At 72.2% G+C, this 24,614-nt stretch carries 36 protein-coding genes; 6 read left to right on the forward strand and 30 right to left on the reverse strand.

All coding sequences use genetic code 11. The features are described from left to right. Positions 1–59: 59 nt before the first annotated feature. The 26 genes from ACIQOE_RS41245 to ACIQOE_RS41370 form a co-directional block, all read right to left on the reverse strand. Positions 60–317, reverse strand: coding sequence for a hypothetical protein (locus tag ACIQOE_RS41245; RefSeq protein ID WP_401417225.1), 258 nt, complete (start codon positions 315–317; stop codon positions 60–62). Further along, positions 314–613, reverse strand: a complete 300-nt coding sequence (locus tag ACIQOE_RS41250; RefSeq protein WP_401417226.1) for a DUF6247 family protein — start codon at positions 611–613, stop codon at positions 314–316. The genes ACIQOE_RS41245 and ACIQOE_RS41250 overlap by 4 nt, the downstream gene beginning before the upstream one ends. Continuing rightward, a complete protein-coding gene (locus ACIQOE_RS41255) occupies positions 610–957 on the reverse strand; it encodes a hypothetical protein (RefSeq protein WP_401417227.1) in 348 nt (115 codons plus the stop codon). The genes ACIQOE_RS41250 and ACIQOE_RS41255 overlap by 4 nt, the downstream gene beginning before the upstream one ends. 69 nt (positions 958–1,026) lie before the next feature. Beyond that, complete coding sequence (locus ACIQOE_RS41260) at positions 1,027–1,605, reverse strand: hypothetical protein (protein ID WP_401417229.1); 579 nt, start codon at positions 1,603–1,605, stop codon at positions 1,027–1,029. A 26-nt stretch (positions 1,606–1,631) separates the two neighbouring features. Next, positions 1,632–2,192 carry a hypothetical protein gene (locus ACIQOE_RS41265; protein ID WP_401417231.1) on the reverse strand — a complete coding sequence of 187 codons (561 nt, stop codon included), beginning with the start codon at positions 2,190–2,192 and terminating at the stop codon, positions 1,632–1,634. 105 nt (positions 2,193–2,297) lie between these two features. Continuing rightward, entirely contained in the window at positions 2,298–3,080 is a 783-nt protein-coding gene (locus tag ACIQOE_RS41270; protein ID WP_401417233.1) for an NUDIX domain-containing protein, read from the reverse strand. 109 nt (positions 3,081–3,189) lie between these two features. Beyond that, positions 3,190–3,378: a hypothetical protein gene (locus ACIQOE_RS41275; RefSeq protein ID WP_401417235.1), complete on the reverse strand. Its 189-nt coding sequence runs from the start codon at positions 3,376–3,378 to the stop codon at positions 3,190–3,192. Positions 3,379–3,400: 22 nt separating this feature from the next. Beyond that, positions 3,401–3,826 carry a hypothetical protein gene (locus tag ACIQOE_RS41280; RefSeq protein WP_401417236.1) on the reverse strand — a complete coding sequence of 142 codons (426 nt, stop codon included), beginning with the start codon at positions 3,824–3,826 and terminating at the stop codon, positions 3,401–3,403. Then, positions 3,823–4,701, reverse strand: coding sequence for an AAA family ATPase (locus ACIQOE_RS41285; protein ID WP_401417237.1), 879 nt, complete (start codon positions 4,699–4,701; stop codon positions 3,823–3,825). The genes ACIQOE_RS41280 and ACIQOE_RS41285 overlap by 4 nt, the downstream gene beginning before the upstream one ends. Positions 4,702–4,811: 110 nt before the next feature. Then, positions 4,812–5,483, reverse strand: coding sequence for a histone-like nucleoid-structuring protein Lsr2 (locus tag ACIQOE_RS41290; protein ID WP_401417239.1), 672 nt, complete (start codon positions 5,481–5,483; stop codon positions 4,812–4,814). After that, entirely contained in the window at positions 5,480–6,106 is a 627-nt protein-coding gene (locus ACIQOE_RS41295) for a GGDEF domain-containing protein (protein ID WP_401417241.1), read from the reverse strand. The genes ACIQOE_RS41290 and ACIQOE_RS41295 overlap by 4 nt, the downstream gene beginning before the upstream one ends. Next, positions 6,103–6,405 carry a WhiB family transcriptional regulator gene (locus ACIQOE_RS41300; protein ID WP_401417242.1) on the reverse strand — a complete coding sequence of 101 codons (303 nt, stop codon included), beginning with the start codon at positions 6,403–6,405 and terminating at the stop codon, positions 6,103–6,105. The genes ACIQOE_RS41295 and ACIQOE_RS41300 overlap by 4 nt, the downstream gene beginning before the upstream one ends. 90 nt (positions 6,406–6,495) lie before the next feature. Continuing rightward, positions 6,496–6,717: a hypothetical protein gene (locus tag ACIQOE_RS41305; RefSeq protein ID WP_401417244.1), complete on the reverse strand. Its 222-nt coding sequence runs from the start codon at positions 6,715–6,717 to the stop codon at positions 6,496–6,498. Positions 6,718–6,812: 95 nt separating this feature from the next. Continuing rightward, the gene (locus tag ACIQOE_RS41310) at positions 6,813–7,334 is read right to left on the reverse strand and encodes a hypothetical protein (protein WP_401417245.1); all 522 of its coding nucleotides are present in this window, start codon (positions 7,332–7,334) and stop codon (positions 6,813–6,815) included. A gap of 5 nt (positions 7,335–7,339) precedes the next feature. After that, positions 7,340–7,957, reverse strand: a complete 618-nt coding sequence (locus tag ACIQOE_RS41315; protein WP_401417247.1) for a DUF6919 domain-containing protein — start codon at positions 7,955–7,957, stop codon at positions 7,340–7,342. A gap of 116 nt (positions 7,958–8,073) precedes the next feature. Beyond that, positions 8,074–8,397 carry a hypothetical protein gene (locus ACIQOE_RS41320; RefSeq protein ID WP_401417248.1) on the reverse strand — a complete coding sequence of 108 codons (324 nt, stop codon included), beginning with the start codon at positions 8,395–8,397 and terminating at the stop codon, positions 8,074–8,076. 31 nt (positions 8,398–8,428) lie between these two features. After that, entirely contained in the window at positions 8,429–9,076 is a 648-nt protein-coding gene (locus ACIQOE_RS41325; protein ID WP_401417249.1) for a hypothetical protein, read from the reverse strand. Between the two features lie 20 nt (positions 9,077–9,096). Beyond that, positions 9,097–9,378: a hypothetical protein gene (locus ACIQOE_RS41330; protein WP_401417250.1), complete on the reverse strand. Its 282-nt coding sequence runs from the start codon at positions 9,376–9,378 to the stop codon at positions 9,097–9,099. 120 nt (positions 9,379–9,498) lie between these two features. Continuing rightward, positions 9,499–10,050 (reverse strand): hypothetical protein, encoded by a 552-nt coding sequence (locus ACIQOE_RS41335; protein ID WP_401417251.1) that lies wholly within the window; start codon positions 10,048–10,050, stop codon positions 9,499–9,501. Between the two features lie 122 nt (positions 10,051–10,172). Then, positions 10,173–10,562: a hypothetical protein gene (locus tag ACIQOE_RS41340; RefSeq protein WP_401417253.1), complete on the reverse strand. Its 390-nt coding sequence runs from the start codon at positions 10,560–10,562 to the stop codon at positions 10,173–10,175. Positions 10,563–10,682: 120 nt separating this feature from the next. Continuing rightward, positions 10,683–11,507: a hypothetical protein gene (locus tag ACIQOE_RS41345; protein ID WP_401417254.1), complete on the reverse strand. Its 825-nt coding sequence runs from the start codon at positions 11,505–11,507 to the stop codon at positions 10,683–10,685. A 204-nt stretch (positions 11,508–11,711) separates the two neighbouring features. Further along, on the reverse strand, positions 11,712–14,078 hold the full coding sequence (locus ACIQOE_RS41350) for a hypothetical protein (RefSeq protein WP_401417255.1): 2,367 nt from the start codon (positions 14,076–14,078) through the stop codon (positions 11,712–11,714). 172 nt (positions 14,079–14,250) lie between these two features. Beyond that, positions 14,251–15,696, reverse strand: a complete 1,446-nt coding sequence (locus ACIQOE_RS41355; RefSeq protein ID WP_401417257.1) for a hypothetical protein — start codon at positions 15,694–15,696, stop codon at positions 14,251–14,253. Then, on the reverse strand, positions 15,696–15,881 hold the full coding sequence (locus ACIQOE_RS41360) for a hypothetical protein (protein WP_401417259.1): 186 nt from the start codon (positions 15,879–15,881) through the stop codon (positions 15,696–15,698). The genes ACIQOE_RS41355 and ACIQOE_RS41360 overlap by 1 nt, the downstream gene beginning before the upstream one ends. Continuing rightward, on the reverse strand, positions 15,878–16,141 hold the full coding sequence (locus tag ACIQOE_RS41365) for a hypothetical protein (RefSeq protein ID WP_055689929.1): 264 nt from the start codon (positions 16,139–16,141) through the stop codon (positions 15,878–15,880). Before ACIQOE_RS41365 ends, ACIQOE_RS41360 begins: the two co-directional genes overlap by 4 nt. Then, complete coding sequence (locus tag ACIQOE_RS41370; protein ID WP_401417260.1) at positions 16,138–16,425, reverse strand: hypothetical protein; 288 nt, start codon at positions 16,423–16,425, stop codon at positions 16,138–16,140. Before ACIQOE_RS41370 ends, ACIQOE_RS41365 begins: the two co-directional genes overlap by 4 nt. Positions 16,426–16,774: 349 nt before the next feature. Between ACIQOE_RS41370 and ACIQOE_RS41375 the strand changes: the two genes are divergently transcribed. From ACIQOE_RS41375 to ACIQOE_RS41390, 4 genes are all read left to right on the forward strand, one after another. Further along, entirely contained in the window at positions 16,775–17,569 is a 795-nt protein-coding gene (locus ACIQOE_RS41375; protein ID WP_401417261.1) for a GntR family transcriptional regulator, read from the forward strand. 63 nt (positions 17,570–17,632) lie between these two features. Next, the gene (locus ACIQOE_RS41380; RefSeq protein WP_401417263.1) at positions 17,633–18,193 is read left to right on the forward strand and encodes a UTRA domain-containing protein; all 561 of its coding nucleotides are present in this window, start codon (positions 17,633–17,635) and stop codon (positions 18,191–18,193) included. 56 nt (positions 18,194–18,249) lie between these two features. Continuing rightward, complete coding sequence (locus tag ACIQOE_RS41385; RefSeq protein ID WP_401417265.1) at positions 18,250–18,570, forward strand: hypothetical protein; 321 nt, start codon at positions 18,250–18,252, stop codon at positions 18,568–18,570. Positions 18,571–18,994: 424 nt separating this feature from the next. Further along, complete coding sequence (locus tag ACIQOE_RS41390) at positions 18,995–20,407, forward strand: hypothetical protein (RefSeq protein ID WP_401417266.1); 1,413 nt, start codon at positions 18,995–18,997, stop codon at positions 20,405–20,407. A 345-nt stretch (positions 20,408–20,752) separates the two neighbouring features. Here the strand turns inward: ACIQOE_RS41390 and ACIQOE_RS41395 are convergent, their stop codons facing one another. The 3 genes from ACIQOE_RS41395 to ACIQOE_RS41405 form a co-directional block, all read right to left on the reverse strand. Beyond that, on the reverse strand, positions 20,753–21,211 hold the full coding sequence (locus tag ACIQOE_RS41395) for a hypothetical protein (protein ID WP_401417267.1): 459 nt from the start codon (positions 21,209–21,211) through the stop codon (positions 20,753–20,755). A gap of 118 nt (positions 21,212–21,329) precedes the next feature. Then, positions 21,330–21,518, reverse strand: a complete 189-nt coding sequence (locus ACIQOE_RS41400; protein ID WP_401417268.1) for a hypothetical protein — start codon at positions 21,516–21,518, stop codon at positions 21,330–21,332. 36 nt (positions 21,519–21,554) lie between these two features. Then, complete coding sequence (locus tag ACIQOE_RS41405; protein WP_401417269.1) at positions 21,555–21,839, reverse strand: DUF6372 family protein; 285 nt, start codon at positions 21,837–21,839, stop codon at positions 21,555–21,557. 250 nt (positions 21,840–22,089) lie between these two features. Here ACIQOE_RS41405 and ACIQOE_RS41410 point away from each other — a divergent pair, with 250 nt between their 5' ends. Beyond that, positions 22,090–22,464, forward strand: coding sequence for a helix-turn-helix domain-containing protein (locus ACIQOE_RS41410; RefSeq protein ID WP_401417270.1), 375 nt, complete (start codon positions 22,090–22,092; stop codon positions 22,462–22,464). 491 nt (positions 22,465–22,955) lie between these two features. Here ACIQOE_RS41410 and ACIQOE_RS41415 read toward each other — a convergent pair whose 3' ends face one another. Beyond that, positions 22,956–23,333: a hypothetical protein gene (locus ACIQOE_RS41415; RefSeq protein ID WP_401417271.1), complete on the reverse strand. Its 378-nt coding sequence runs from the start codon at positions 23,331–23,333 to the stop codon at positions 22,956–22,958. 195 nt (positions 23,334–23,528) lie between these two features. Here ACIQOE_RS41415 and ACIQOE_RS41420 point away from each other — a divergent pair, with 195 nt between their 5' ends. Further along, positions 23,529–24,062: a hypothetical protein gene (locus tag ACIQOE_RS41420; RefSeq protein ID WP_401417272.1), complete on the forward strand. Its 534-nt coding sequence runs from the start codon at positions 23,529–23,531 to the stop codon at positions 24,060–24,062. Positions 24,063–24,614 lie beyond the last annotated feature (552 nt).

Below are 24,614 nucleotides of genomic sequence, written 5' to 3' on the forward strand. Positions count from 1 at the left end.
ACGAGGAAACCCCCGCCGGCGGACCGGCGGGGGCTGCCCCTGCGGGAGGTGACGGGCGCTCACCCCGCCCAGACGACGTCCAGCACATACAGGTACCGGCGGGGCTCGTTCACGAAGTAGACGACGGTGAGCGGGCCGACGTCGGCCCGGCGCAGATCGGGCCCTTCCGCGTCCGTAGGGTCCCACTGCGGCCAGCCCCACGGCTGGCGGGAGGCGATGTCGAGCACGTCGCGCACCATCTCCTGCACTTCCGGCGGGAGCTGAGCGAGGACGGCGGCCGCGTTCGGGGAGAGCCGGGCGGGCCAGGCCGGGGTCACCCGCGCGACCCGATGATGTCCTCCAGGGGAACGCCGTCGGAGGTGTCCATGCCGCCCGCGAGGAACGCGGCGACCGCCGGGGCGGTGTCCAGGCGGCCGCTCCACTCCCGGATCGCCTCGTGCAGCGGGGTCAGGTCGAAGGTCTGCCGGGCCGTCTCCAGGGCGTGACCCCAGTCCCGCTCGAAGGCGGGCAGCCAGTGCGCGGCGCGGGCGTGGCGGCTGATGCGCTCGCGCAACTGCGCGGCGGCCGCGGGGGACGGCGGCGGTGCGGGCTGATGGACGGGCTGAGCGGTCATCGCACGGGTCCTTCCGGTGTCTGGGTTCGAGTGTGGCGGGTGGCGGCGAGGGAGTCGAGAACGGCGGTGCAGGCCTGCGCGAACAGGGTGGTGAACGGCTCCCCCTCCCCCACGGCCTGCTGGCACTCCCACAGGGCCTCCGCCGCGAGGTCGGCCAGTTCGCCGACGGCCGCCGCGTCCAGGTGCAGCACGCCGCCGGGGCCGGTGCCGCAGCGGGGCGAGGCCTTCGTGAGCCAGGCGGGCAGCGGGTTGGGGTGGTGGCACGCTGCGAGGGCGGCGTGCAGAACGCCGGGCGCCGCCACGGCGACGGTCCCGGGGCGGCGGGTGGTGGCGGTCTCCTCCATGTGCTTTCCTCCCTGGCGGGCGCCGGGGCCGATGACTGCGGCCCCGGCGCCCGCCTCGGTCGGGTCGGCCTACGACGCCCCGAGCAGGTCGGCGACCTGCGGGCCGACGTAGCTGTTGATGAGCCGGGCGGCGGTCTCCACGGCGAGCTGTGCGTCGTCGACCAGCTGCTCGGGGCGGTCGGAGGGGACGAACAGATCCCAGTCCTTGGCGGGCACGAGCATCACGGCGGACGCCAGGACGGCCGTCCGCTTGATGAACGCGGGCGCCCAGAGCTGGGGGTACGACTCGCCACGGCCGTACGGGGCCTCCCAGTCGCCCACCTCGTAGCCGGGGCGGTGCTCGCGGGCGAGGGCCCGGTGGGGCAGCGGCACGGTGACCTTCACGATCGGGTCGCCGTCCTCGTCGCGGTCGAAGGTGATCGACAGGTCGGCGCGGATGTCGATGTAGCCGGGCGACATCACCGGCGGGGTCGCGATGCGCCACGCCCACGCGGTGAACTCGGCGCGGTCGGTGCGGTCCTCGGAGTCGAGTTCCTCCGTGCGGGCGCTGATGTACGAGCCGAACCGGCTGCCGCTGCGGCTGTCGGCGTTGCGGCGGTCGTACTCGCGGTCGACGCGGACGAGGGTGGTCGGGGTCCAGTCGGACATGGTGGTGCTCTCCTTGATGGTGGGGTTCAGCGGCGGAAGGGGTTGCCGAGTTCACCGCGGGCGACGGCCCGCACGAGGGCGGCGACCTCGGCGGCCCCGGCCTTCGTGGCGGGGGCGGCGATCGAGACGACGGTGGCGCCGTCGGCGTTCATGCTGATGTCCCAGCCGCCGTTGGAGTAGATGCCGACGACCAGGCTGGCGTCGCCGTGGTAGCCGCCGCGCGGCGTCTCGGGGAGGCGGTCCACGACCGTCATCGTCCGCGATCCGGGCCGGGCGTTCAGGCCGATCTCGGCGGAGGTCAGGGCCTCGATCAGGTCGCGGCGCAGGGCGAAGACCTGCTCGCCGGTGCGCTCGGTGTCGGGGGTGCGGGTGTAGCGGCTGGCGATGACCTCCAGCGCGCCGCCGGCCAGACTCAGCGCCCAGTCCCACTCCTTCGGCGTCACGCCGTGCCGCTCGCCCGCGGCCCACAGGTCGCTCAGCAGGGCGGCGGCCTCGTCGAGCACGCTCGGCGCGTACAGCGTCCGCAGGCCGGTGGCGGCCTTCTCCACGGCGGCGTACGCCGCGGTGCTCGGGTCGGTGGTGCTCATGTACTTCCCTTCATGGCGGAGCCCGGGGCCGATGGCCCCGGGCCCATGCTGTCGTGCCGTACGGACAGTGCGGGACGGGATCGGGTACTTCCCGCCCGGGCGGGGCTACTTGGCGAGGTGGTCGAGAGCGCGTTGCAGGAGCGGCCGGTGGGCGGCGTACAGGGTCCGTCCGGCGGCGGTGACCGCGTCATCCAGCTGGTCGAGCGAGCCGAACGGGTACCAGTTGGCGTCCAGGGCGTCGTCCGCGGCGACGGCGGTCACCGTGGCGGGCAGCAGGTACAGGGCGCTGGTGGAGGCGACCCATGCGCGGTCGGTGTTGCGCCAGTCGTCCACGAGGTCCTGCCCGAGGATGACCGGCGGGTGGTCGGAGAGGTCGACGCCGGTCTCCTCGCGCAGCTCGCGGACCAGGGCGGCCGGGGCGGTCTCGCCCGGGTCGACCATGCCGCCCGGGATCGCCTCCACCCCGATGTCGTCCCGGGTGATCAGCAGCACCCGGCGCCGGGCGCCGCGGCCCGCGACGACGATCGGGTCCGCGGCCGCGTTCTCCGCCCACTTCCCGAGGTTGCGGCCGGTGCGCCCGGTGCGGCCCTGCGGGTTGAGGGGCCAGCCCTGCGCGTCCAGCTCGAAGGGGACCAGCGCGGCGGACCGGCGGCGGTCCCAGTCGTTCACGTCGGTCGGCGTCGCGGCGGCCTCGGCCCAGTCCGGCACCTGCCGGACCAGCGCGGCGGGCCGCAGCTCGGGCGGCGTGATGTCCGCCGGCGCGTACTGCGGCCAGCTCGCCGACCAGCTACGCCGGTCCTCGGGCACGGTCACGCCGGGGTGGTCGACCGGGGCGTAGCCCTCCGGGTCAAGGGTCATGACGTCGGTGGTGCTGCGGGGCTCACTCATGATTCTCCTGGTCAGACTCATGGGGGACGGCGCCGTACGGGGCTTCCGCCCCGTACGACACTGCTAATTCAATCAACTTATGCGGAGGGTGGCAAGCTCCGGTCGGCACTCAGACCTTCTGCAACTCGTGGCCGTGGCAGAGGACCGGGCCGATCAACAGGCCGATCCGGTTGACGGTCCACCGGCCGCCGGTGAGCGGCCCGGGGGCCACCTCGTCGACGATCCGCCCGGTCCTACCGACGGCCCGGGGGTCGTCCTCGCAGGCGACGATCCGCACGGTGTCTCCGGCCTCGAACATGTGGCGTCCTTTCGTGAGCGGGTCAGGCGCCGGGCTGACCGGCGGCGGTCCAGGCGGCGTACTCCTGGCGGACGTACGGGCGCTGGCTGGGGTCGAACTCGATCGACATCGGGCCGTGCGGTCCGGCGGTCATCTGCGGGTGCTGGCGGTCGAACTGGGCCAGCTCGAACGCGGCCCGGACGGCGGCGCCCCGGGCTCCGGGCCCGGGGTCGTCGACGGCCATGCGGTCCATGAGGGCGGCCCGGCGCAGCAGGAAGACGCGGTCGGCCGTCGCGGCGTCGGGTGCGGGCGGGCCGGTGGCCACGCCGTCGCGGCGGCCGTCGCGGACGGCGCCCAGCTCCATGACGTCATGCATCTCGCGCCGCAGGGCGGGGGCGTCGGCGTAGGCCTCGGACGGGGTGGGGGCGTCGAACCCGTCGCCGGTGTCGGGGTTCACCGCGGTGCTCACACCGCCTCCCGGATGGTGGCGCCGGCGGTGCAGCGGTCGCACCGCACGACGGCCTCGGGGAAGTCGTCGTCGTAGACGGCGAGCAGGTCCATCGGGCTGCGCACCGGCACCCAGGCCGGGCCGGAGCAGCCGCCCAGGCACGGCACCTGTGCCTCGAACCCCCAGTCCATCGGGTCGGGGAACCAGGTGCGGTAGGCAACGACGATCTCGTCGCCGCCGACCGCGAGGGCGCCGATCGGGTCGTGGTTGGGGCGCAGGTGCGTCCAGTGGAAGGTCTCCGCGAGGTCCTCGCCGAAGAACCGGCGGGCCAGGACCCGGCGGGCGTGCTCGGTGTGGTCTCCGTCGGCCTGGTGGTCGGCGTGGACGCGGTCGACGGCGCGCTGCAGCAGCAGCCGCATCCGCATCAGCCGGGTGTCGGTGACCACGTGGTCGAACCCCTCGGCGTGCAGGCCGGGGCGGGCGAGGCTGATCTGCCGGTGCTGGCGGCGCACTTCCTCGTCGGGGACGCGCCGGTTGGCCGGGCGGCGGGAGTTGCGGTCCAGGCACTGCGGAAGCGGCGCGGTCATCACCACGGCGGCCGCGGGCATCCCGTGGGCGTGGGCGGTCTCGATCGCCCTCTTCCTGACCTCGATCCCGGTGTGGGTCGCGTCGACGACGCACGTCAGGCCGCGGGCGAGGCGCCGTTCCAGGACGGCGTCCAGCAGGAACACCGCGTCGGCGGTGGCCTCCTGGTCGCCCGCGTCGCCGGAGACGGTCCACCGGTAGGAGTCGAGTGCCAGCCGGTAGTCGGCGGGCCAGGTGCGGGCGAGGGTGGACTTGCCGGAGCCGCTCGCGCCGATCATCACGATCACGGACGGTTCGGGGATCGGGTTCATGTCGGGGATCTCTCCTGGGTCTCGGGTTCGGAGGGCCCCGGGGGCGGCCGGTGTGGTCCTGGCCGGGATGGCGGCCGCGCCCCGGGGGTCGTGCGGTTCGTACGGGGCGGTCAGCTGACGGCGGCCAGCCGCGGCGCGTTCTCGCGCTGGCGCCAGGCCTCCAGGACCTTCTTCGGGATGCGCGCCCGGTCCGGCACGTCGTGGCCGTGCTCGCGGGCCCACGCCCGGACGACGGCGGGCTCGTAGTCCCGCTCCGGCCGCTTGCGCTTGGCGCCGGCGGGCTCGGGCTGGAGCGTGCTCTTGCGGACGCGCAGGGCGGCGAGGCGTTCCTCCAGCTGGTGCTCCTCGCTGGAGATCTTCTCCAGCTCGGCGTCGACGGTGCGGCGCTCGCTGAGCGCGGCGAGGACGGCGGCGGCCTGCTCGCCGTCGGTGCGGACCTTGGCGTCGCCGTGGGCGGCGGCCCACGTCAGCAAGGCGGCGACCTCGGGCATGGTCTCGGTGACCGGCGCGGGCGCCGGGGCCGGGACGGTCTGGCCGGAGTCCTGCTCGGCGGCGGTGATGATGATGGTGACCTCTTCCTCGGAGACGTTCAGCTCGGCGGAGATCTGCTCGGGCGTGTAGCCGTCCCGGTGCATGGACCGGACCACGGCGTCGTAGGCGTTCACCTGGGTGTTCTCCTTGCTGCGGGGGTGGATTCGACGGGGCGGAAGCTGAGGGGCGGGCGGCCGGACGACGTCCGGCTGCACCTCGTCCAAGAGGCGCCGGAGCGCGGCGATCGTCATGCCGCGAGGCGCAGGCGCTGCGGGAGGCCGCGCAGGACGGCGAACGCCGGGGCCAGCAGCAGGCGGCGGCCGCGACGGGTGCGGCCCTTGACCCGGTACATGGCCTGGTCGGCGGCCGTGAGTGCGGCCGACAGGGTCGGCTCGGGCAGGGCGGCGAGCCGGGCGGCGCCGATGGAGGCGCCGACCGTGAGCGTCACGCCCTGGTGCTCGACGGGCTGGCGCAGCAGCTCGGCGAGGTCGGCGAGCCGGTCGTCCAGGCGGGCGTCGTCCTCGACGACGGCCACGAACTCGTCTCCCCCGAGCCGCCCGGCGACTCCGTGGGCGCCGCACCAGGCGGTCAGCCGCTCCCCCGCGGCCGCGAGGACGGCGTCGCCGGCCGCGTGACCGTGCACGTCATTGACGGGCTTGAAGCCGTCCAGGTCCGCAAGGAGGACCGCGGCCCGGGGACGGCGGCGGATGATCCGCTCGGCCCGGCGGGTCCAGCCGTCACGGGTCCACAGCCCGGTCAGCGGGTCGTGGCGGGAGCGGTCCAGGCGCCGGTGGAGGCGGCTGGCGTGCAGCGTCCAACCGGCGGCCAGGGCGAGGACGGCGAGGGCCTGGGTGATGTCCACCGCGTTCGTCATGCCGCCCGCCGCATCGCATTGCGGCGCACGGCGTTGCGCTCGGTGCGGCTCATGCCGCCCCAGATGCCGTCACCGGCCAGGTGGGGGTTGGCCAGGGCCCATGCCCGGCAGTCGGCCAGGACGGGGCAGGTGTGGCAGAACGCCTTGGGGGGACCGGCGTTGACGCCCTGCTCGGGGAACCAGAAGTCCGGGTCCTGGCGGCACGGCTCGTCCCCGGTCATCTCCGGGTAGGGCACCGACGGGTCGGCCAGCGGAATCGCGATGACCGGAGTCGGCTTTCCCTGTGTCGTCTGGGTCATGATGGGCACTGCCCTTTCCTCTTCTGGGGGTTCGGGTGGCCCGGGGCGGGCGACCTGCTTGGTCGTGGTGCCGCCCGCCCCGGGGCGGATCTACAGCAGGTCGTCGTGCCAGATGACCTTTATGGCGTCGACATCGGCCACGGCACCGCAGCGGTGCCGGACCGCGTCCTCGGTGGCGACGTCCTCGCGGACCTTCTCGACCACGTCGCCGCGGCCGGGGAAGCGTGACGCCGGGTACGTGAACCACTGGACGCCGGTCCGGGGCTGCTCGCCCGGGGTACGGGTCGGGATCTGAACCGCCCAATGCGCCATGAGGTTCACCTCCTTCTTGCTCTGTTCCGGATACCGGGGCTGTCCCGGCTCCCCTTGCCGCCCCGCTCCCCCGGGCCGGACGACGCGGGCAGCCGTCAGCGCAGGGTCTTGGCCAGCCGGGCGACGTCGCAGTCGCACGCCCCGCCGTGGGTCATCGCGTGCAGCTCCTCGACGGTCCAGCCGCTGGTCTGCTCGGGGCGGCCCTGGTAGGCGTAGGCCTGCCCGGCACCGGCCGGGGCCGGGACGCCGTACGGGTAGGTGCTGAACGCCCACCCGGTGATGTGGATCTCGCGGCCGCGGGTGGTGACGCTGCCGATCCGCTCGACCCTGAGCTTCGCGGCGGTGCGCTGCCGTTCCGCCGTACGCCGGTCGGCGTGCTCGGCGAGCTGTCGGTCGCGCCGGTCCAGGTCCCGCTGGTGGGTAGCGGCGAGGTCGGCGCGCTGCTGTTCGGCGAGTTGGGGCCCCCGGCACTGCTCGGCGGTGTGGCCGGTGACCTCGTGGCCGGAGGCCCGGGTGCACCAGCTGCACGCCGGGAGCACCCGGAGCGTCCGTACGGACGCCTGCACCAGGCTCAGCAGGACCGCGCCCAGGACGACCCACAACGCGGTGGTGACCACGGCGTTCAGCCCTCCTCGGCGCGCGCGCCGGCGGCGGCGTTCATCTGGGCGGTGACCGACTCCACGACCTCCCACACCCGGGCCCCGGCGGCGACCCCGTACTCGGGGGCGGCGAGGGTGACCCGCACGGCACGGAAGACGTCGTCCAGGGCGCCCCGGCCGATCCCCCGCCAGATGGTGTGCCGCAGGTTGGCGTCGTCGATGTAGCCGCCGAAGCCGGTGTGGGGCTCGCCCCCGCGCAGGGTGACGACGATGCCCCGCTCGCCGGTGTCCAGCGTGTCGACGACCTCGTACTCCAGGCCCGCCCCCTCGGCGGCGGTGGCCAGGGCGCGCAGCAGGTCGTAGTTGCGGACGAAGCCCTCGACGGCGGCCTTCTGCTGCCAGATCTGGCCGTCGAACCCCTCCACGGGGTCGACGCCGGGCTGGGAGGCGATGGTGACGTACCCGGCGCGGTTGGCGGCCGCGAGCGTCGGGATCAGCTCCCGAGTCTCCTCGTCGGGCCCCCAGTTGGGCTGGTAGCCGGGCCAGCTGGCGACGTGCCCCTCCAGCCAGAGGGCCATGAGCCCTCCGAGCTGACCGAGGCTCTGCGCCGACTTCCAGCGGTTGCGGTCCAGACGGCTCATCCAAGGCAGTCGGATCTTCACGGAGTTCTCCAGACGTTGAACGGACGAGTGGGTGCGCGGTGGTGCTGGCCAGATCTCCAGAGCCCGCGTGCGGGACGCGGACCGAGGGCTACCGGTCAGCTGCGGTGCTCGCCCTGCCGGAGGCAGCGGGAGAGGTCGGCCGGGGTGTAGACCGTGACGGCGGGGGCCTTCGCCGGCCGAAGGGCGGCGTCCTTGACGCGCCGTGCGGCCGGGGCGGTGTTCGGCTCGGGGAGGCGGGCCCCCCGGGTGACCCGGGCAGCGTCCAGGTAGCTGGCGGCCTCGGTCGCGTCCAGTTCGTAGTTGTGGCGGCCGAAGACCAGAGCCACGAGGTCGGCGGGGGTGGCGGCGTGTTCGCCACCGGCTCCGACCAGGTTGAGGGCGGCCTTCATGACGCGCTTGTGGTACTGGCGGTTCAACATCGCTTCGGTTCCTCTCTTCAGTAGTCGCAGGTCAGGCGGTGCGGCGCTCGTCGTCGGCGTCCTTGACGACGTGCAGGGGCGGGAGCTGGCCGGAGGCGCGGAGCATGCCGATCGGGTCGAGCGGGCCGTCGACGAGCGCGGCGCGGTGGGCGATGGCCTCCTCCATCGCGGCGGCCGCCGCGGACTGCTGGCGGGCCACCTCGATCCGGGAGTTGGCGTCGATCTCCGCGATGGTGATGTCTGCGGAGCGGTCCACCTTGAGCGCGGCCATCTCGTTGGCGTGCGCGGTGGCCACCCGGCGGTCGTCGCGGCGGGAGCGGGCGATCAGGACGCTGGACGCGATGACGGCGACGATCCAGATGATCAGCGCGGGGGCGATCGGGTCGGAGTAGACGCCGACCGACAGGGCGCCGAAGGTCAGCGCCATCGACGAGAACACCGCGCTGGCGGTCTCCTCGTCGTTCTTGACGGCGAAGTAGCCGGAGGCGGCCCCGAAGGCCAGCATCAGCCCGGCGGCGCCGACGCTGTGCTCTGCGCCCTGCGCGTTCCAGATCCGGGCCAGGGTCAGCAGCGTGCCGGCGGCCACGGTGGTGCCCGCGTAGGCGCGGTGCTCGCTCAGGAACTCGGCGGGACTCTTCGGCGCGGGCATCTGGCCGGGGGCCGGGGACTGCTTGGACATCGGGGCTCCTCGCGGGCGGGTCAGTCGGTGGAGTCGGAGGTGTCGGTCGCGGCCCGGGCCGCCGCCTGGGCGCGGTGCTCGATCAGCTGGCGGCGCACGTACTCGCGCTTGAAGCCGATGGCCTCGCAGGCCTCGGTCTGCTTGACCTCGCCGCTGTCGATCGCGGCGGCGACGTCGGCCCAGAAGTCGAACTCGGCGTCGGCCTTGCGCTGGTCGCGGGTGACCTTCGCGGCCGCCAGGCGCTGCTGGACCTGCTGCACGCGCCGGGCCTCGGCGGCCTTGTCGGTGTCGGGCTTGGACATGTCGGGGGCTCCTTCGGGATGGGGGAGGATGGGTTCTCCTCCTGCTCCGGTCTGGAGCGGGTTCGGAGCCCGGGGCGGCCGACTGACCTTGGCCGGGATGGCGGCCGCCCCGGGGCGAAGTCACTCGCTGAGGTCGCGGTGTCCCAGCGACTCGGCGGCGGCACGGACCAGGGCGGCGGTGTCGCTGAGCGCGGCCGCCTCCTCCATCTCGCCGTCCTGGGCGTACGCGGTGCGCAGCAGCACGGTCAGCCCGTGCAGCGCGGGCACGACCTTGCTGGCCTGGAGCGCGAGCCGGATGTCGTCGTAGTTCGCGCCCTCGGCGATGTCGGCGGCGTTGGCCTGGAACACCTTGGTGGCGTCCCACAGGTCGTCGCCGTCGTGCAGGTCGGGGTCGATCCGGTCGGCGATGTCGTACGCGAAGCCCTTCACCAGCAGGGCGGCACCCCACACGGCCAGGATCAGCAGGGCGGCCATGCCGTCGGTGACGTTCAGGACCGGGGCGAACTCGACGATGCTGTTGACGATCCGGGCCGCGACACCGGCACCGGCCACGACGATGGCGACGGTCCCGATGTGGTCGCCCAGCAGGCGCAGGCCGTGGGTGATGTGCTGCCGGGCCCGCAGGGCGCGGCCGCGGCTGTCGGTGGAGTTCAGGTGCTGGATCTCGGTCATGAGCGGGGATTCCTTCCCGTCGGATGCGGCCCCGGTCGGTGTCGCACTCTCAGAATGCCTACATTTTGTGGGCATGTCTAGCGTGTGCCCACTATTTGTAGGCGCCTTTTTGTTTCCGCTGGTCAGGCCGCGTTGGCGACCGGGACGGCGGGGGCGGGGATCGTGGCGTGGGCGGCGGCCGCGAGGCGAACGACGAGTTCGTGCGCGAACTCGCCCGCCTCGACCAGGGCGTCGGCGAGGTCGGAGTCCCCGAGCGCCACGGCGGTGGTGGTCAGCGCGTCCAGGTAGACGGCGATGTCGTAGGCGTCGCCGCGCACGTCGATCAGGCCGGGCTGGTAGGCGGCCGGGCTGCTGAGACTGGCGGCGCCGGCCAGGTGCTCGGGCACGCGCTCCTCGCTCAGCTCCTCGATCTGCCGGTCGAGCGCGGCCGCGAGCTGCTCGGTGCTCTCGTGCGCCCACGCCTTGCCCATGAGGCGGGCGGCCAGGGCGGTGAGCTTGGAGGGGACGTTCACGGGTGACTCCTTCGTCGGGTGGGTCCGGCCGGGTGACCGGGCGCTCCCGCCGGGCCCCGGACTCTGTGAGTCCCGAAGTACGGGAGTCACAGAGTCCGGGACCAGCGGGGGGCGCCGGGGCTACTTGCTGGTGGTACTGGTGGCGGGGCGGCGCTCGTCCTTGCCCTGGCGGGCGCGCTCCGCGCGGCGCTCGGCGGCCTCCAGGGCGGCGGCCGCCGGTCCGGCGCACTCGGTGCAGGGAACGGAGATCCCCGGGGCGGTGATCTGGCCGCTGTCGTCGCAGACCAGGCACTTCGGGCCCTTCTCGGGGGCCTGGACGCCGTACGCCTTGCGATAGGCGGAGACCGGCGGCGTCTTCGGGGGCTTGGGCGCCGGGCGCCGGCGGGAGGACTTCACCGGCTCGACGCCTCCGGCCTGCATCGTCCAGGCCGTCCGCAACAGGGCGGCCACGGGGCGCATCGCCTCGTTCCGCACCCGCTTGCCGACCTGCTTCTTGACCTTGCGGACCTCCCGGCGGACCTTCGCCTTCGCCTTCCTCCGGCCGTACTTGGCGACCTCGACCGCGCCCTGGCGGATCTCCTTCACGTAGTCGATCGGCGGGGGCGGCTCCTCGCCGAACCCGGCCTCGATCAGCCACAGCCAGTTGACGTCCTGCTCCCCGTTCCGGAAGCGGCAGTACGCCATGAACTGCGAGACGTCGATGCGGGGCTCGACCCAGATGTGCCCGACCGGGCAGGCGGCCTCCAGCACGGCGTCCGTGCCAACCTTGTAGGCCAGCCGGAGACCGGCGTCCGCCTCGCACACCGGGCAGGCGATCACGGTCTGAATCCACACCCGGCGCCACGTGTGCTCGGGGTCCTCGACGACGTAGCGGAAGCGGCGCTCGAAGAAGAGGTAGAAGTCGCCTCCGTCGGGGTGGAAGGCCCGCCACGGGTTGATCGGCATCGGATCTCCTCGGTGGAACATTCGTGATCTTCCGGACGTAACAGCGGCGGAACTAGGGGAAACGCGCAGGTCAGCGGCTTGGAACAGGCCTGGAACGGGGCCCGGGGAGGGGGAACATGTTCCGGCCCGGGGCGGGGGTTCCGGCCCTGTTCCGGGCCGGTTCCCCCTCGCTGACCTGCATGTTTCCGGGTGTTCCGGAGCGGATCAGCTCTCGCCGACGAGTCCCTTGAGGTCCCGCAGGCGGTAGCCCTTGATCGTCTTCTCGGCACCCTTGGGCCGGTAGGACTCCTTGGCCCACTTCTGGCCCCGCGGAGCGAGGACCTTGTCGAGCACCAGGGCCAGGACGGCGCCCTTGGTCATCGCCGGGCCGTCGCCGGTGGCGAACCGCTCCAGGTCCCACGTCTCGGGCTGGACCTCGTGCAGGGCGTCGAACAGCTCGTCCTCCGTCAGACCGCTCGGGTCACTGAGGGACCGGTAGATCGAGCGGATCACCTGGAGGAGGACCGGCAGCTTCTCCTCCTCGACCTCGTCCTCGTCGCCGTCCCACGGGTCGCCGCCGCCGGGGTTCGGCAGGACGACGCCGGGGGCGAAGGCCTTCGACGCGGCGTCCAGCTCGCACATCCCGGCCGCGGCCCGCTCGGTGGCCCGGCGGTCGGCCTCGTCGTCGCTGGTGATGCAGGCCCGGTACGGGATCGGCTCGCAGTAGTCGCCGCCCGCCATCACGTACGCCACGGAGGCGTCGTTGACGGCGTCGCCCATCGCGGGCAGCAGCCGGTCCGGCCGCCATCCCTGGGCCATCGCGCCGCCGCCGGCGATCTGCACGATGTCGTCCTTGTCGCACGCGCACATGACCTGGACCGGGAGTTCGGCCAGCCACATGTTCGCGCCCACCCGGTCGCGGGTGACGCCCTGCGAGGCGATCTCCACGCCCACGTCGGACTTCAACGAGGTGAGGTTGATCTGCTTGACCAGCTCGTCCAGCCGGAGCGGCTTCTCCTCGCCCTCCTCGGGCTCGGGGAAAGTCTCGCTCTTGGCCGCCATTACCAGAGCCGGGAATTCGTCGATAACGACGGTAATTCCGGGACGCTCGGGGCTGGATTCCCAGTTCAGACCCATTCCGAGCCGGTCAAAGAGCTTCGGCCGCCCCATTCCCACCGCGAGGGCCCATTCGAGAACGACACGGGCCTCCTTCGGCGTGCGGGCGACCGCCGACATGGCCTTGCGGTACGGCCCGAATCCCGATCCGTAGGAACCGAGGTCGATGCCGACGATGATCCGGTCACTGGTCGCGGTGAGCGCGTCCAGGCGGGCCCGCAGCATCGTCGACTTCCCCGAGCGGGACTTGCCGATGTACGCGGCGCTGGTCCGCTTGCCCGGGAGGGCCAGAGGACGGCCGGACATGTCGGCACCGAACTGCGCCTTGTGCAATTCGTGAGTGGTGACCGACTTCGGCGCCCGGTACGGCAATTCCGGAACTGCCTTCCACGGGTCATCGCCCGGAATACGCAGAACGCATTCGTTGCGGGCCTGCGCCGACTGCTGCAACAGCGCCGAATTCGTGCGCACGCCCGGCAGGCACGCCTCCAGCAGATCCAGGTTCGCCGACAGCTTCTCCGGCGTCTGGTTCTTGAGCACGACCACGATCTCGAAGCCCCAGTTGCGGGGACGGATCTGCAAGGAGTGGACGGCAACGCCGATCTCCTGGGTCAGCGCCTCGTGCAGCATCGCCTCGAAGGCCCGGGGCGTCATGCCCATCTCGAAGCGGTCCGGCAGACCGGCCTCGGTGCGCTCCAGCTCCTCCAGCTCCTCCGGCGTCATGTCGGGGCGGCGGCCGACCCGGGCCAGCACCGCGAGGTTGACGAGCACCCCGGCGCCGAACCCGATCAGGCCGTCCATGAACACGAACCCGGCGACGTCGATCCCGGCCATCGGCAGGTACGCGGCCGCCGCGCGCTGGAAGAACTTGCTGCGGGCCGTGGAGACCGCGGTGGTCGCCTGGACCAGGGCCATCGACGACTCCTGCTGCGCGACGTCGGCCGCCTTCTTCTTCGCGTCCCGCTGGAGCAGCGCGAACTGGGCCCGGCGGGCCGCGCGCGCCGCCTCCAGCGCGAGCATCTCGGCACGCTGCTTGGCGGCGTCGGCGTTCTGGCCCTCGACCCCGCGCACCCAGCGCTGCACGCGCACCCCGCCGCGGACCGTGGTGGGGACGATGCCGCGCGGCGTCCACTGACGCGACGCCCACCGGCGGACCCGGCGCCGGGCCTGGCGCTGGACGTACGCGCGCCGGGCGGTGCGGCCCTCGGGGGTGCGCAGCGTCGGGTGAATCCAGGGCGCGTCGCCCTCCGCGTCCTCCCCCAGCTTCCACTCGCGGGCCGGGATCACCGTGCCCTCGACCGGCGCGGCCGCGGGCTTGGTCATGTCGACGCGGGCCGCCGGCGCGGCGGGCTCGGGCGCCGTGGTGATGTCGGAGACCTCGGGCTCGGGCTCGGCCTCAACGAACGGCAGCCGGATCACCTTCGCCACAGCCTCCTCGCGGCCGGTCTTCGCGGTCCGCTCGTCGGTCTCGGTCATGCTGGTCTCGCCTCCTTCTGGGGGTGGTGGCGAGACGGGGGCGGCCATCGTCTTGGTCGGTGAGGGACCGGCCCCGTCTCGCACTCTTCGGTTGGTGTTCAGAACCCGGCACTACGGGAGTCCGTGAGTCCGGGAGTCACAGACTTACAGACTCCGGTATTTGGCGCGCGGGTCAGCTGGTCGCGGCCAGGTGCAGGACCGGGTCTCCCTTGTGCTCGCGCTCGGCTTCCTTGATCCGCGCACGGCACCAGGTCTCCCCGCGCAGCACCCGCAGACGCTGGTCCGGCACCTCCTTCTCGAAGTACCGCTGGACGTCCTTCCAGCCCGTCTCCTGCTCCGCGCGGAGCCGCGCGAGGACCCAGTCGCGGGCCGCCTTCTTCTCGGCCTCGGCCTGCTCCGGGGTGGCCGCGCGAGCGGTCTCCGCGGCGAGCGTGCGGACCGCGCGGCCCTGCTTCGCGGCGCCCTCGTCAGTGCCCTTCTGGCGACCTCGCGCGGAGGGGGGGTTGTTGGGGTTGACCTGCTCGTTCGTTGCGCGCGTGCGGGGCGCGCGCGGGCCCTGCGGGGCCTCTCCAGCGGGGACCTCGGCGCCCTTTTTGATCTTCGCGGCGGATGCCTGCGTACGGCCCGCGCGGAGCGCGTTCGCGGGGTCCGCGAGGATCTTCCCGATGGCCGCGGGGTCGATCATCCAGCCCTCGCCGGCGGCCACCTCGCGCACCGGCTCGGCGGGCGCGTCGAACATCGCGAGCGACGCCGTGGGCCTCAGCTCGTCGTGCTTCTCGACGAGACCGGCGACCTTGCCCGCGCGCTTGCCGAAGCGCTTGAGGATGCCCTTGGTCACGCCCGGCTCGGCGCCGTGCACTTGGCGCCAGGCCCGGTCCCACGCCTCCGCTTCCGACAGGGGCGGCATCGTCGCCGTGCGCAGCCACGCGGCCCGCCGCACGACGCGCGGGTGCTTGATCCGCCGCAGCAGCGCGATCCGGATCTCCTCCGCGCTGCGGCCGCCGACGCGGTGCATCTGGGAGTGGAGGTAGATCTCGAACACCCCGACGCCGAACAGGGAGCTGGCCGCGAAGACGACCGCGAGTTCGGGCTTGTCCGCGTGGTGCCAGGCGTTGAGCGCGGCCGCGATGGTGGCGAACGTCCACGTCATCACCGAGTACAGCTTCGCGGGCTTGTCGTTCTCGACCGCCCACTTGCGCAGCCACGCCATCGCCCAGGTCGCGCCCTCGATGAAGACCGGCACCAGCAGCGCCAGGACCCAGACGACCCCGAGGTCGACCACTGCCGAGAACTGGCCGGGGAACGCGAACGCGATGGAGGTGATCACCACGGTCATCACCCACGGCATCGGCGAGCCGACCGCGGCCGCCATGCGCTCGTTGCGGGCCTTGCGGGCCGCGGCCCGCTTCTCGCGCCGCTTGCCCTTCTCCTCCAGCTTCTTCGTCTTCGCCGCCTGCTGGCGCAGGTCCTTGCGCTCGGCGGCCTTGTCGCGGGCCTCGGAGATCTCGATGTCCGCCAGGGCGTTGGTGCGGCGTCCCGTGGCCTCGGCCTGGGTGGCCGCCGCGCGCGCCGTGACCTTGTCCATCTGACGGCGGCCCTCGTAGGTCGTCGTCTCCATCAGCGGGTCCTTTCCTGGGTCTGGCCCTGGCGGGCCCGGGTGACGCGGGTGATCGGGTCGGAGACGTTCAGGGAGGTGAGGACCTGCCACGAGTCGAAGTCGGCGCCGGTCCAGTCCGTCATGTCAGCGGTCTGCGGGGCGGCCTCGGCCGTGCGGTCGGTCGCCGTGGTGGTCGCGGTCGTCATGCCGCCTCCTTGTCGCGGTAGCCGCCCGCCACCGTGCGGAAGGCGGGGGAGGTGAGGGCGCTCTGCGGGGTGAGGACGGCGTCCAGGGCGATGACCACGAGCGCGATCAGCGCGAGGCCGATGCGGGCCATGACGTCCAGCTCGATCCCGAACAGCCAGGCGCCGCCGGCCAGCGCGGCGAACAGCCGCACCCGGCCCAGCATCACGGGCAGCAGGGAGAACAGGAGGGTCAGGCGGGGGTTGGAGGTCGTGAAGTTCATGCGGCTCGACCACCCTTCGCGGCGCTCAGGGCGGCGGTGCCGCGACGCGGGAGCGGCACCACGTTCGCCAGCGGGCGGACGCCCAGCGCACGGCGCAGGTGCTTGATGTTCTCGCGGTCGATCTCGCTGTCCGGGTCGCTGGTGTCCACCAGGAACTCCAGGAAGTCGGACCGCAGCTCGGGGGACGCGGCGCGGAGGGCGGCGAAGTCGGTACCGAAACCCATCGCGGCCTCGATGTACTCGTTCTCGCTGCCGACGATGCGGCCTGCGACGATGGTCTTCATAGGGTCGTGCCTCTCTACTCGTTCGGCCCTTGCGCGGGCTCTCCGGCTTGGCTTCCAGGCGGCCGGGGGGCCCGTTTTTGACATGGCGGTGCCCCAGGAACGAAGCACACGAGTTGCTCGCCCCTCCTCCCACTCAGATGACTAGTTAAGTGGCGGGGCGCTTCGATTAACCCACTGGACTTGGCGGCTGTCAACCTGTCTAGTTACCCGGCATGTCGCACGCGCTTTGAGCTGCTGTTTTTGCTCAAAAAGACGAATTGGCAGTGTCTCGACTTCCGGAAGACAACTAGACATGTCATGCTGGGCAGCGTCGATCTAGAACCACACGGAAAGCGAGGGCCAGACAGCCGTGACCAAGAAGGAGCCCCCGAAGGTGCAGCGGATTGCCGCGAGCATCCAGGGCAAGATCGAGCGGGGCATCTACCCGCCCGGGTCACTGCTGCCGAGCGTCCCCGAACTGCAAGCGGCTGAGGGCATCGCCTACCAGACCGCACGCGAGGTCTACGGGGTCCTACAGGCGCAGGGACTCGTCTTCTCGCGGCGCGGGAAGGGCACGTACGTCAGCCTCCTGCTTGGCAAGATCCTCCGCGACGGCACCGGCAGGTACCTCCCCAGCGCACGATCCGAGGGGGGAGCGGTCGGCGCGTTCGACGCAGAGATTCGCCGCCTGGGCTTGATCTACCAGCCGTTGCCGACAGTGATCGCTCGCGAGCGGCCGCCGAAGCGAGTGGCGGCGCTGCTGGAGTTGCACCACGCGACGAAGGCCTTGAAGCGGGAGCGCGTCATGCCCGTCGGCCTGGCGGAGGACACCGAGGTCACCGAGGTCATCCAGCTCGCCACCTCATGGTTCCCCCCCGATGTGGCAGATGCGTGCCCGCAGCTGGAGCAGCAGAACACCGGCGCCGGCGGGAGCAAGAGCAGACTCGCGGATGCCGGGTACGCGCAAGTCCGGTTGCGCGAAGAGATCGAGGTGCGCCCCGCCTCACCCGAGGAGGCGAACGCCCTCGGCATCCCAACCGATCAGGCGGTCCTGGAGATCACTCATCAGGGCCTGACGGAGGACGGGCGGGTCGTGGAGGTTGGACTCCACGTCATGCCCCGGACGAAGTGGCGCCTCTCGTACGAGTGGAAGATCGGCGCCTAGACCAGCTGCACTCGTCGCAGCGCGACCAGAGACACGACACCGATAGCAGGGAGCAGAGTCCACATGGCAAGCAACACGATCGGCGCTGACGGCCTGATCACCCGAGACGCCCGTAGCCGCTACCGCACGGCTCAGCGGGAAGAGAACGGCGCGCACGGCGCGTACGAGGGTGAGCTGCGCCGAGGGGGCGGCTCCCCTCGCAGCGACGTCACGGTGTCGCGCACGACCGCCCCGGCCGACGTCGCCGAACTCCTGGGGGAGCAGGGAGAGGTCGTGTACCGGGCCCGTCGGATGTACGACGGCGACAAGCTGATTCAGCTGGCGGACACCTTTATCCCGGTCGACGTCGCGGAGGCCGCCGATATCGAGCAGGTCGACACCGGCGTCGGCGGCATCATCAGCCGGATGCGCGAGGCCGGGTTCGACCAGGGCGACGAGGCCACCGAGGATGTCGAGCAGCGGCCGTCCACCGAAGCGGAGGCCGAAGCCTTCGGCCTGGAGCCCGGCGAACTAGTGCTCTCGATCACGCACGTCGGCACCATTGAGGACGGCAGGGTCGTGGAGGTCACCCGCCACACCCTGGGCCGCGGCTGGAAGCTGCGGTACGCCGTCCCCCTGGTCTGATCACCAGATGGGCCCCCGCCGGCGGTGGGGGCCCATCGCCCTCAAAGGACTCTCGTATGACCGCACGCCTCACGAGCACAGAGATCCTCGCCGAGTTGAGGGATGCCCTCGGCAAAGGTGGCTGGCTCTCCACGTACACCGAAGGCAGCGGGCCGGGCCCGTTGCCGCAGAACGCGACGTTGCGCGCTGTGGGAGAGGCCCTGGGGGAGCACGCTCGCGTTGCCCCGTCCACGGCAGTGGCCACCCAGCTGAACCGCGCCGCGCAGGCGTTGACGAACGCCAAACAGGTTGACGAGGGGTCTGCGACATACGAAATGCTCGGTACCGCTCTGGCCTACGTCGTCCAGGCACGACGGGCCTCGGGGACCTCTATGTGATGTTTGCGGCTTGTGTCTGCCGTCTCTGACGGTGACGAACGCAACCCGCTGGGTGTGTCCCCCGTTGGAGCAACTAGATCAGAAGGGAAGATAGGGCCATGACTTCTCACCCATAAACGCCGCGACGGCCGCCCCTGCGCCACAGGGAACGGCCGTCTTGAGTCGACTCGCCGCCTAGCCAGCACCCGAGTCGTACGTCGGCGGTAACGCCGGGCACCAGACCACAAGGGCCCGGGTACCGATATCAGAATAGCCAGACACGGCCTCGCCAAACAGCCAACCTTGCGCCGCGTCACCTATCTGGTGATGAACCCACCGTCGTACGGCTCCCCGATACCAGGGGAGACCCCAGCACCATGAGCACCATCGTTCGACCGCCCGGCTTGGCCGGGACGGACTCCGCCGCCCCGAGAGGGGGTGCGCGTTGAGGAAGCGTTCAGGACGGCCGCCACGGTTCGCCGCCGTCCCCAATGAGACCGTCGACGACGCGCTCAGCTTCGACCTGGAGGGCCTGGGCCTGCTGACCGTGGTGCTGCGCCACCGGGACGGCTACGAGATCACGTTGGTGGAGATCGCGGAGAAGTACGGGTACGGCCGGGACGGCCTGGCCGGGGCCTGGGGGATGCTCCAGGTCGCGCGGTACGTCATCAAGGTCAAGATCCAGTGGGCCGGGGACAACCAGTGGTCGACTGAGGTTGTGGTGTACGACACGCCCGCCACGGACGACGAGGTCCAGGAGCTGCTGGCCAGCATCGCGCGGGAGCCGGGCGTGCGGACCGTGAAGCTGGAGCCGCCGACGAAGTCCGCCCGGGAGCGGGCGGCGAAGCACATGGCGAAGGTGGAGGCCAAGCGGAAGAAGGCCAACCCGGAGCGCCGCAAGCTCGACTACGAGGTGCCGGGGCAGTCGGCGGGGGAGAGCGGCCGGGGCCGCGGCCGACGTCGTGACGGCGGCGAGGACCAGGGAAGCGGCGCGGCCGCGCCGGCGGCACCGGCTGCGGCCGCTCAGCCCCGGAAGGGCACGGCGCCGAAGAAGCCGACCACGAAGAAGCGGGAGCCGGGCAGGCGGCTGTCGCAGCAGGAAGCGGCTGCGGTGAAGCAGGTGGAGGCGGCGTTCCCCCAGGAGTTGCAGCTGCCGTCGTACCGGCCGCCGGTGCTGCGGGACGCGATCCTGGAGGCCCTGAGCGCGCGGCCGCCGGAGGTGCTGGTCGACCGGGTGAAGCGCCGGTGGTGGAAGCACGGCTACGAGGAAGCGGTGATGCCGGGCGGCAAGGGCATCGGCTCGGCGATCGGCGTCGCCGTCGCGCTGGTGCGTCCCTCGACGGATTGCCCGGACCCGATGTGCGAGGACGGCGTGGTCCTCGACACCGGGGTGTCGTGCCGGACGTGCGAGCAGCGCAGGGAGGACCGGAAGCGGCCCGTTCCCGCGCAGCGCGGGGAGTCCGGCGAGGACCAGGGCGACGGCGACCCGGCGCCGCGCCGGTGGAAGTGCCGTGAGTGCAGGACGCTCGGCAAGACGGGCACGGATGCCCCCGAGGATGGCCTGTGCGGGCCGTGCCGCAGGGAGGCGCAGGAGGCGGAAGCGGCGGCGGCGCGGCTGCGCGAGGACATGGCGCATGCGGACGCCCAGCGCGAGGAGCTGGCGCGCGAGCGGTGGGTCGAGCTGGTGGAGGACGCCTACCGCGAGCACGACGACCGTGAGCGGGCGGCCGCGGAGGAGCGGGAGCGACGCGAGGCGGAGGCGGAGCGCAAGCGGCTCGACGCGGAGGAGCGGCGCCGCATCCAGGAGCAGATCGCGCGGGAGAACCCGGAGCTGCTCGCCTACTCGCAGAGCGCCTGACGACCGGCCGGAACGGCCGCACCCGGCCCCGGGGTGCGGCCCTTCGGCCTGTCCAGAATCCGGGAGTCTGTAAGTACGGGACTGCCGGACTACCGGAGTCCGGGCCTCTGCCCGTGCGCATTGCGCACACCCGGCACGGCGGTGAGGGGATGCACGAGGCACGGCGCGGAGCGTCGTTCCTCGAGCAGGACCGTCCCCGCGCGGCGGGCGGGTCGGCGGGGCCGGGCGTGCTCGCCGGCGCGGCACCGGCGCCACGGAGGGCGGCGTCCGGCGCGGCGCGCGGGCCCGCTGCGTGCCAGCCATGTCTCCGGTCTACGCCTCTCCTCGCCCGCGCGCGACTTCGGGTTACGAGTGCGCCGGCTGGCCCGGGGCGGCGCGGCCGGGCAGGTAGACCATGACTCCGCCGGTGATCGGTACGCACCGGGTGTCGGCGGGCAGCTGGTCGACGAGGCACAGGTTCTCGGCCTGTTCGGCCGCGCTGATGCGCCGGAGGTGGTCGCGGCCGTACAGGACGGCCCCGGGGTCCTCCAGCGTGCCGGTGATGCACAGCACCGGGTCCGGGAGGAACTTCCCTCCGTCGGCCCGGCCTGCGGTCAGCTCGGCCTCGTTCGCGGCGGCCGCCGCGTTCTCCAGCGGGGTCTGGCACGGCGGGCACAGGATCAGGACCAGGTGGCCGCCCTCCCACTTGCCGTTCCAGTTCTCGGCGGCCTTGGAGGTGAGGTCCCTCGGGGCGAAACACCCGCACCGGCTACACCGGTACCGCTTCGCTATCCGGATGTGTGGCCGCTTCTTCTTTCGACTCATGTCCTGGTCAACGACGGTGAGGCGGACCGGTACCGGTGAACCAGGCCTTTCGCTCGACGTCCCGCCGGCGGGGCTCCGGCACTCCGGCAGGGTCGGACTTCGGGAGTTCGGCACTGCGTCAGCTGGCCGGGGTGGGGCCTGGTCCGAGGGAGCGCCGTATGCCGGGCATGGTCGGCTGGCGGTCGACGACGGGCAGCGGCTGGTCGGCGGCGCGGTCGGCGGCGGTGCCCGGTCGCGGGACGGTGGTCTCCGGCGGGAGGCCGCTGGGCTGCGGGCCGGTGCCCAGGGGGCGGCGGGTGGTGCTCACGGCCTCATCCTGGCAGGCCCGGGCGGGGCCGCGGACCTACTCGGCGGCCGCGGCGGGCGGCGTGCTGAGCGGGGCGAGGGCGCTGTAGCAGGACCTGCACACCGGCAGGGGGTCGGTGATGTCGGCCGGGGAGCCGTGCGGTTCGACGCCGGGCGTGACGACGCGCAGCAGGTGTCCGGGCTCGGCGGCCGCGGTGCACGTACCGGAACCTCGGTGGTACAGCGCGCACACGCAGCGGCATCCGCCGGGGCGGTGCTGTTCCCAGGTGAACAGCCACGTCTTGGTCAGGTAGAGCACGGGGCGCTCGGGTTCGCCGGACATGTCGGAGACGGTAGCGGCCCGGCCCTGCGGGGTGTGCGCTTTGCGCACGGTTCACCGGGGCGCGGCCTCACCCGGAGTGATGAAACCGGTACGATCCACCCGGTAGAGCTGGATCAAGAAATGCGAAACGGCCCCGAAGGTTTGGTCGCCAGGGGGCCGCTCGCTGTGATGCTTCGGTTCCCACTGTACGGGGTGCTCCCGATTTCAGGGCACCCCGCGCGGGGTCCCGAGGCGGGAGAGGTGTACCCGCATGACCCCTGAACAGGCGAAAGAGGGCCTGGCTCACGAAGGGCCCGGAGGCTACTCGATGACCCCCAAGTGGGTGATCAAGGCGGCCTTCAAGCACGTATGGCTGTACGACTGGCTGCGCGCCCGGTACGGCGGCCTCGACGAGACCTTCCCGGGCGTCGACACGCTGGCGAAGGAGTTCGGCGTGTCCCGCTCGACGATCGAGCGGACGATGCGGGAGCTGCGGAAGGTCGGGGCGCTGGAGGTGCATCCGCGCTTCCGGAACAGCGACGGCACCATCGTGACCCTGCGCGACGGCGAGGCGTACACCGGCAACGGGGCGCAGACCACGAACCTCTACGTCACGAAGTTCTACCCGCCGGCGGCGTCTGACTGACCGGCAGACTTCACCCCAGCGCTCAGGCCCCTGTCATCTTTGACGGGGGCCTGTTGGCGTCTTCGGACCCGGTCTCCAGACCCCCTGTCAGATCTGACAGGGGGGTCCCCGTCATCTTTGACGGGGGGTCCCCCCAGCAGGAATGACGGGGGGACCCCGTCAGAAATGACGGGCAAAGTACATAGAGCTGATCTACACAGAGAAGCTGAGCCACACAGAGCCGTGAACGACACAGAAGTCGTGTGCTGCGCACGCTCATCGACTGCCGGGGGCTAACGCCGCCCCCGGCCACCCCGCGCCAGCGCCTTGGATGCGCTGGACCATCCCTTGGTCATGGTCCTGCGCTTCGCGCACCATTCCAGGCCCTGGGGGCCTTCCATTGGACCAAGCCCCCTGGAAGTAGTGGTTGATCACCATCGTGGCTGGGGTCCTACCTGATGTAGGAACAGAAACCACAGGACGCGCGTGCGCGCGCGAGGCGGCGGCCGCGCTCAACCGCCCTCGATGATCTGCCGGTGGCCCGCGTCGTACTGGCGGCGGACGGTGGAGTGCTTCTCCGGGTCGCCGTGGACGGCCTTGGCGATCGTGCGCCAGGACAGCTTGTGGTCGTCACGGAGGTGGACGACCAGGACCGCGGCGCGGGCCTCCAGGAGCCGGGCGAGGTTGGTCGTGTACGCGGCGGCCGCGAGGGCCTGCTCGACGGGCTCGTTCGGTTCGTACCCAGCGCCGTACTCATCGCCCAGGGCCTGGAGGGCGTGGGCGAGTTCGCCGGAGTCGACGGTGCGGGTGAGGTGGCCGTGCCGGTCGTCGACCGGTGTCCAGCGGATCTCGGCGCTGCACGCGCTCTCCTGGGTAACGGTGACGGCCACCGTGGTCTCCTTCCGGCCGGGGGGAGGTGTGCGCATTGCGCACGCTTGATCATGCCGCACTGCCCGGCGACCTCTTGCCCCCTCTCAAATAAGTTGATTGAATTAGCAGTGTCAGACCGGGGGCGGGAATCCCCGGCCGACGCTCCGGGCCTGCGGGCCCGCACCGGAGTCCTCAACGACCGGAAGGAAGCGCCGATGACCTCCGAGACCTCCAGCACCGCCCCGGCCGCCCCGCAGTGGCCGTACGCCCCGGGCGACACCGTCTTCGTCTACGACGCCGGCCCGGGCCTGGTCACCCGCGTCGAAGGGTGGGCCCTGAGCCTCCTGGAGAGTGTGATGGGCGACGGCCGCGAGGCCACCCTCAAGCGCATGGTCGTGGTCTTCCGCGACGGCGACGGCCACCTCGACATCTCCTCTCCGCTGTGCGTGGCGCCCCTGGAGGCGGCGGCCGCGGCCTGGCACCTGGTCGCCCCGGACGGGCGGATCGTCGGCGGCGGCACCCGGCGTCAGGGCCGCGAGCCCTCGATGGCGCGCGACGAGCTGGAGGCGCTGCGCGACGCGGGCACGTACGGGGATTCCCTCGTCGGCTCGGTGGCCGTCGACGGCCTGCCGGACGGTGTGCAGCACGCCCCGTCCGCCGGCGCCACCGACCCGGTCACCGCACCCTCGCACGGCACCTTCCCCGCGGCCCGCGGCGGCGTCTACCTGTGGCACGTCCCCGGCGCCTGAACCCGTCCCTGGACCCCTAATCGAAGCGTTTTCCCAGGTCAGACCCGACACCCGGTTTTTCGGTTGTCGGGTCTGACCTGCGTAAATGGTTCGTTTTCCCTGGTCAGACCCGACTACAGGTTTTCCCGGGACCCGGGGGAGGCGGGAGTCCCTTTAGAAGACTGGGGTTACAGAAGACGAGAGAGAGAACACAAAAGCGCCTTGCGGCGCGTGCGCCGCTGGTGACGCCCGGAGGGCTAGCTACCGGTAGTAGCGCGCGAGCGTGCGTGAGGCGGCTCCGCCGCGGCCGACGGCGCCACGGCGCCGAACCAGTTCGCTCCTCCCCCGAAGAGATCCACCCGGCGGCCGGTGGCCGCGGACCAGCTCGTCACCGAGCGGGCCTCGGTGGGCATCCGCCCCCCTCGACCCCCTAACAGGCCGATGCGCCCGCCGTCTCCAGGACCTCTCTCCCCGGTACGAGAGAACACAAAAGCGCCTTGCGGCGCGTGCGCCGCTGGTGACGCCCGGAGGGCTAGCTACCGGTAGTAGCGCGCGAGCGTGCGTGAGGCGGCT

This window comes from Streptomyces sp. NPDC091282 (genome assembly GCF_044757385.1).
Lineage (GTDB): Bacteria > Actinomycetota > Actinomycetes > Streptomycetales > Streptomycetaceae > Streptomyces > Streptomyces gramineus.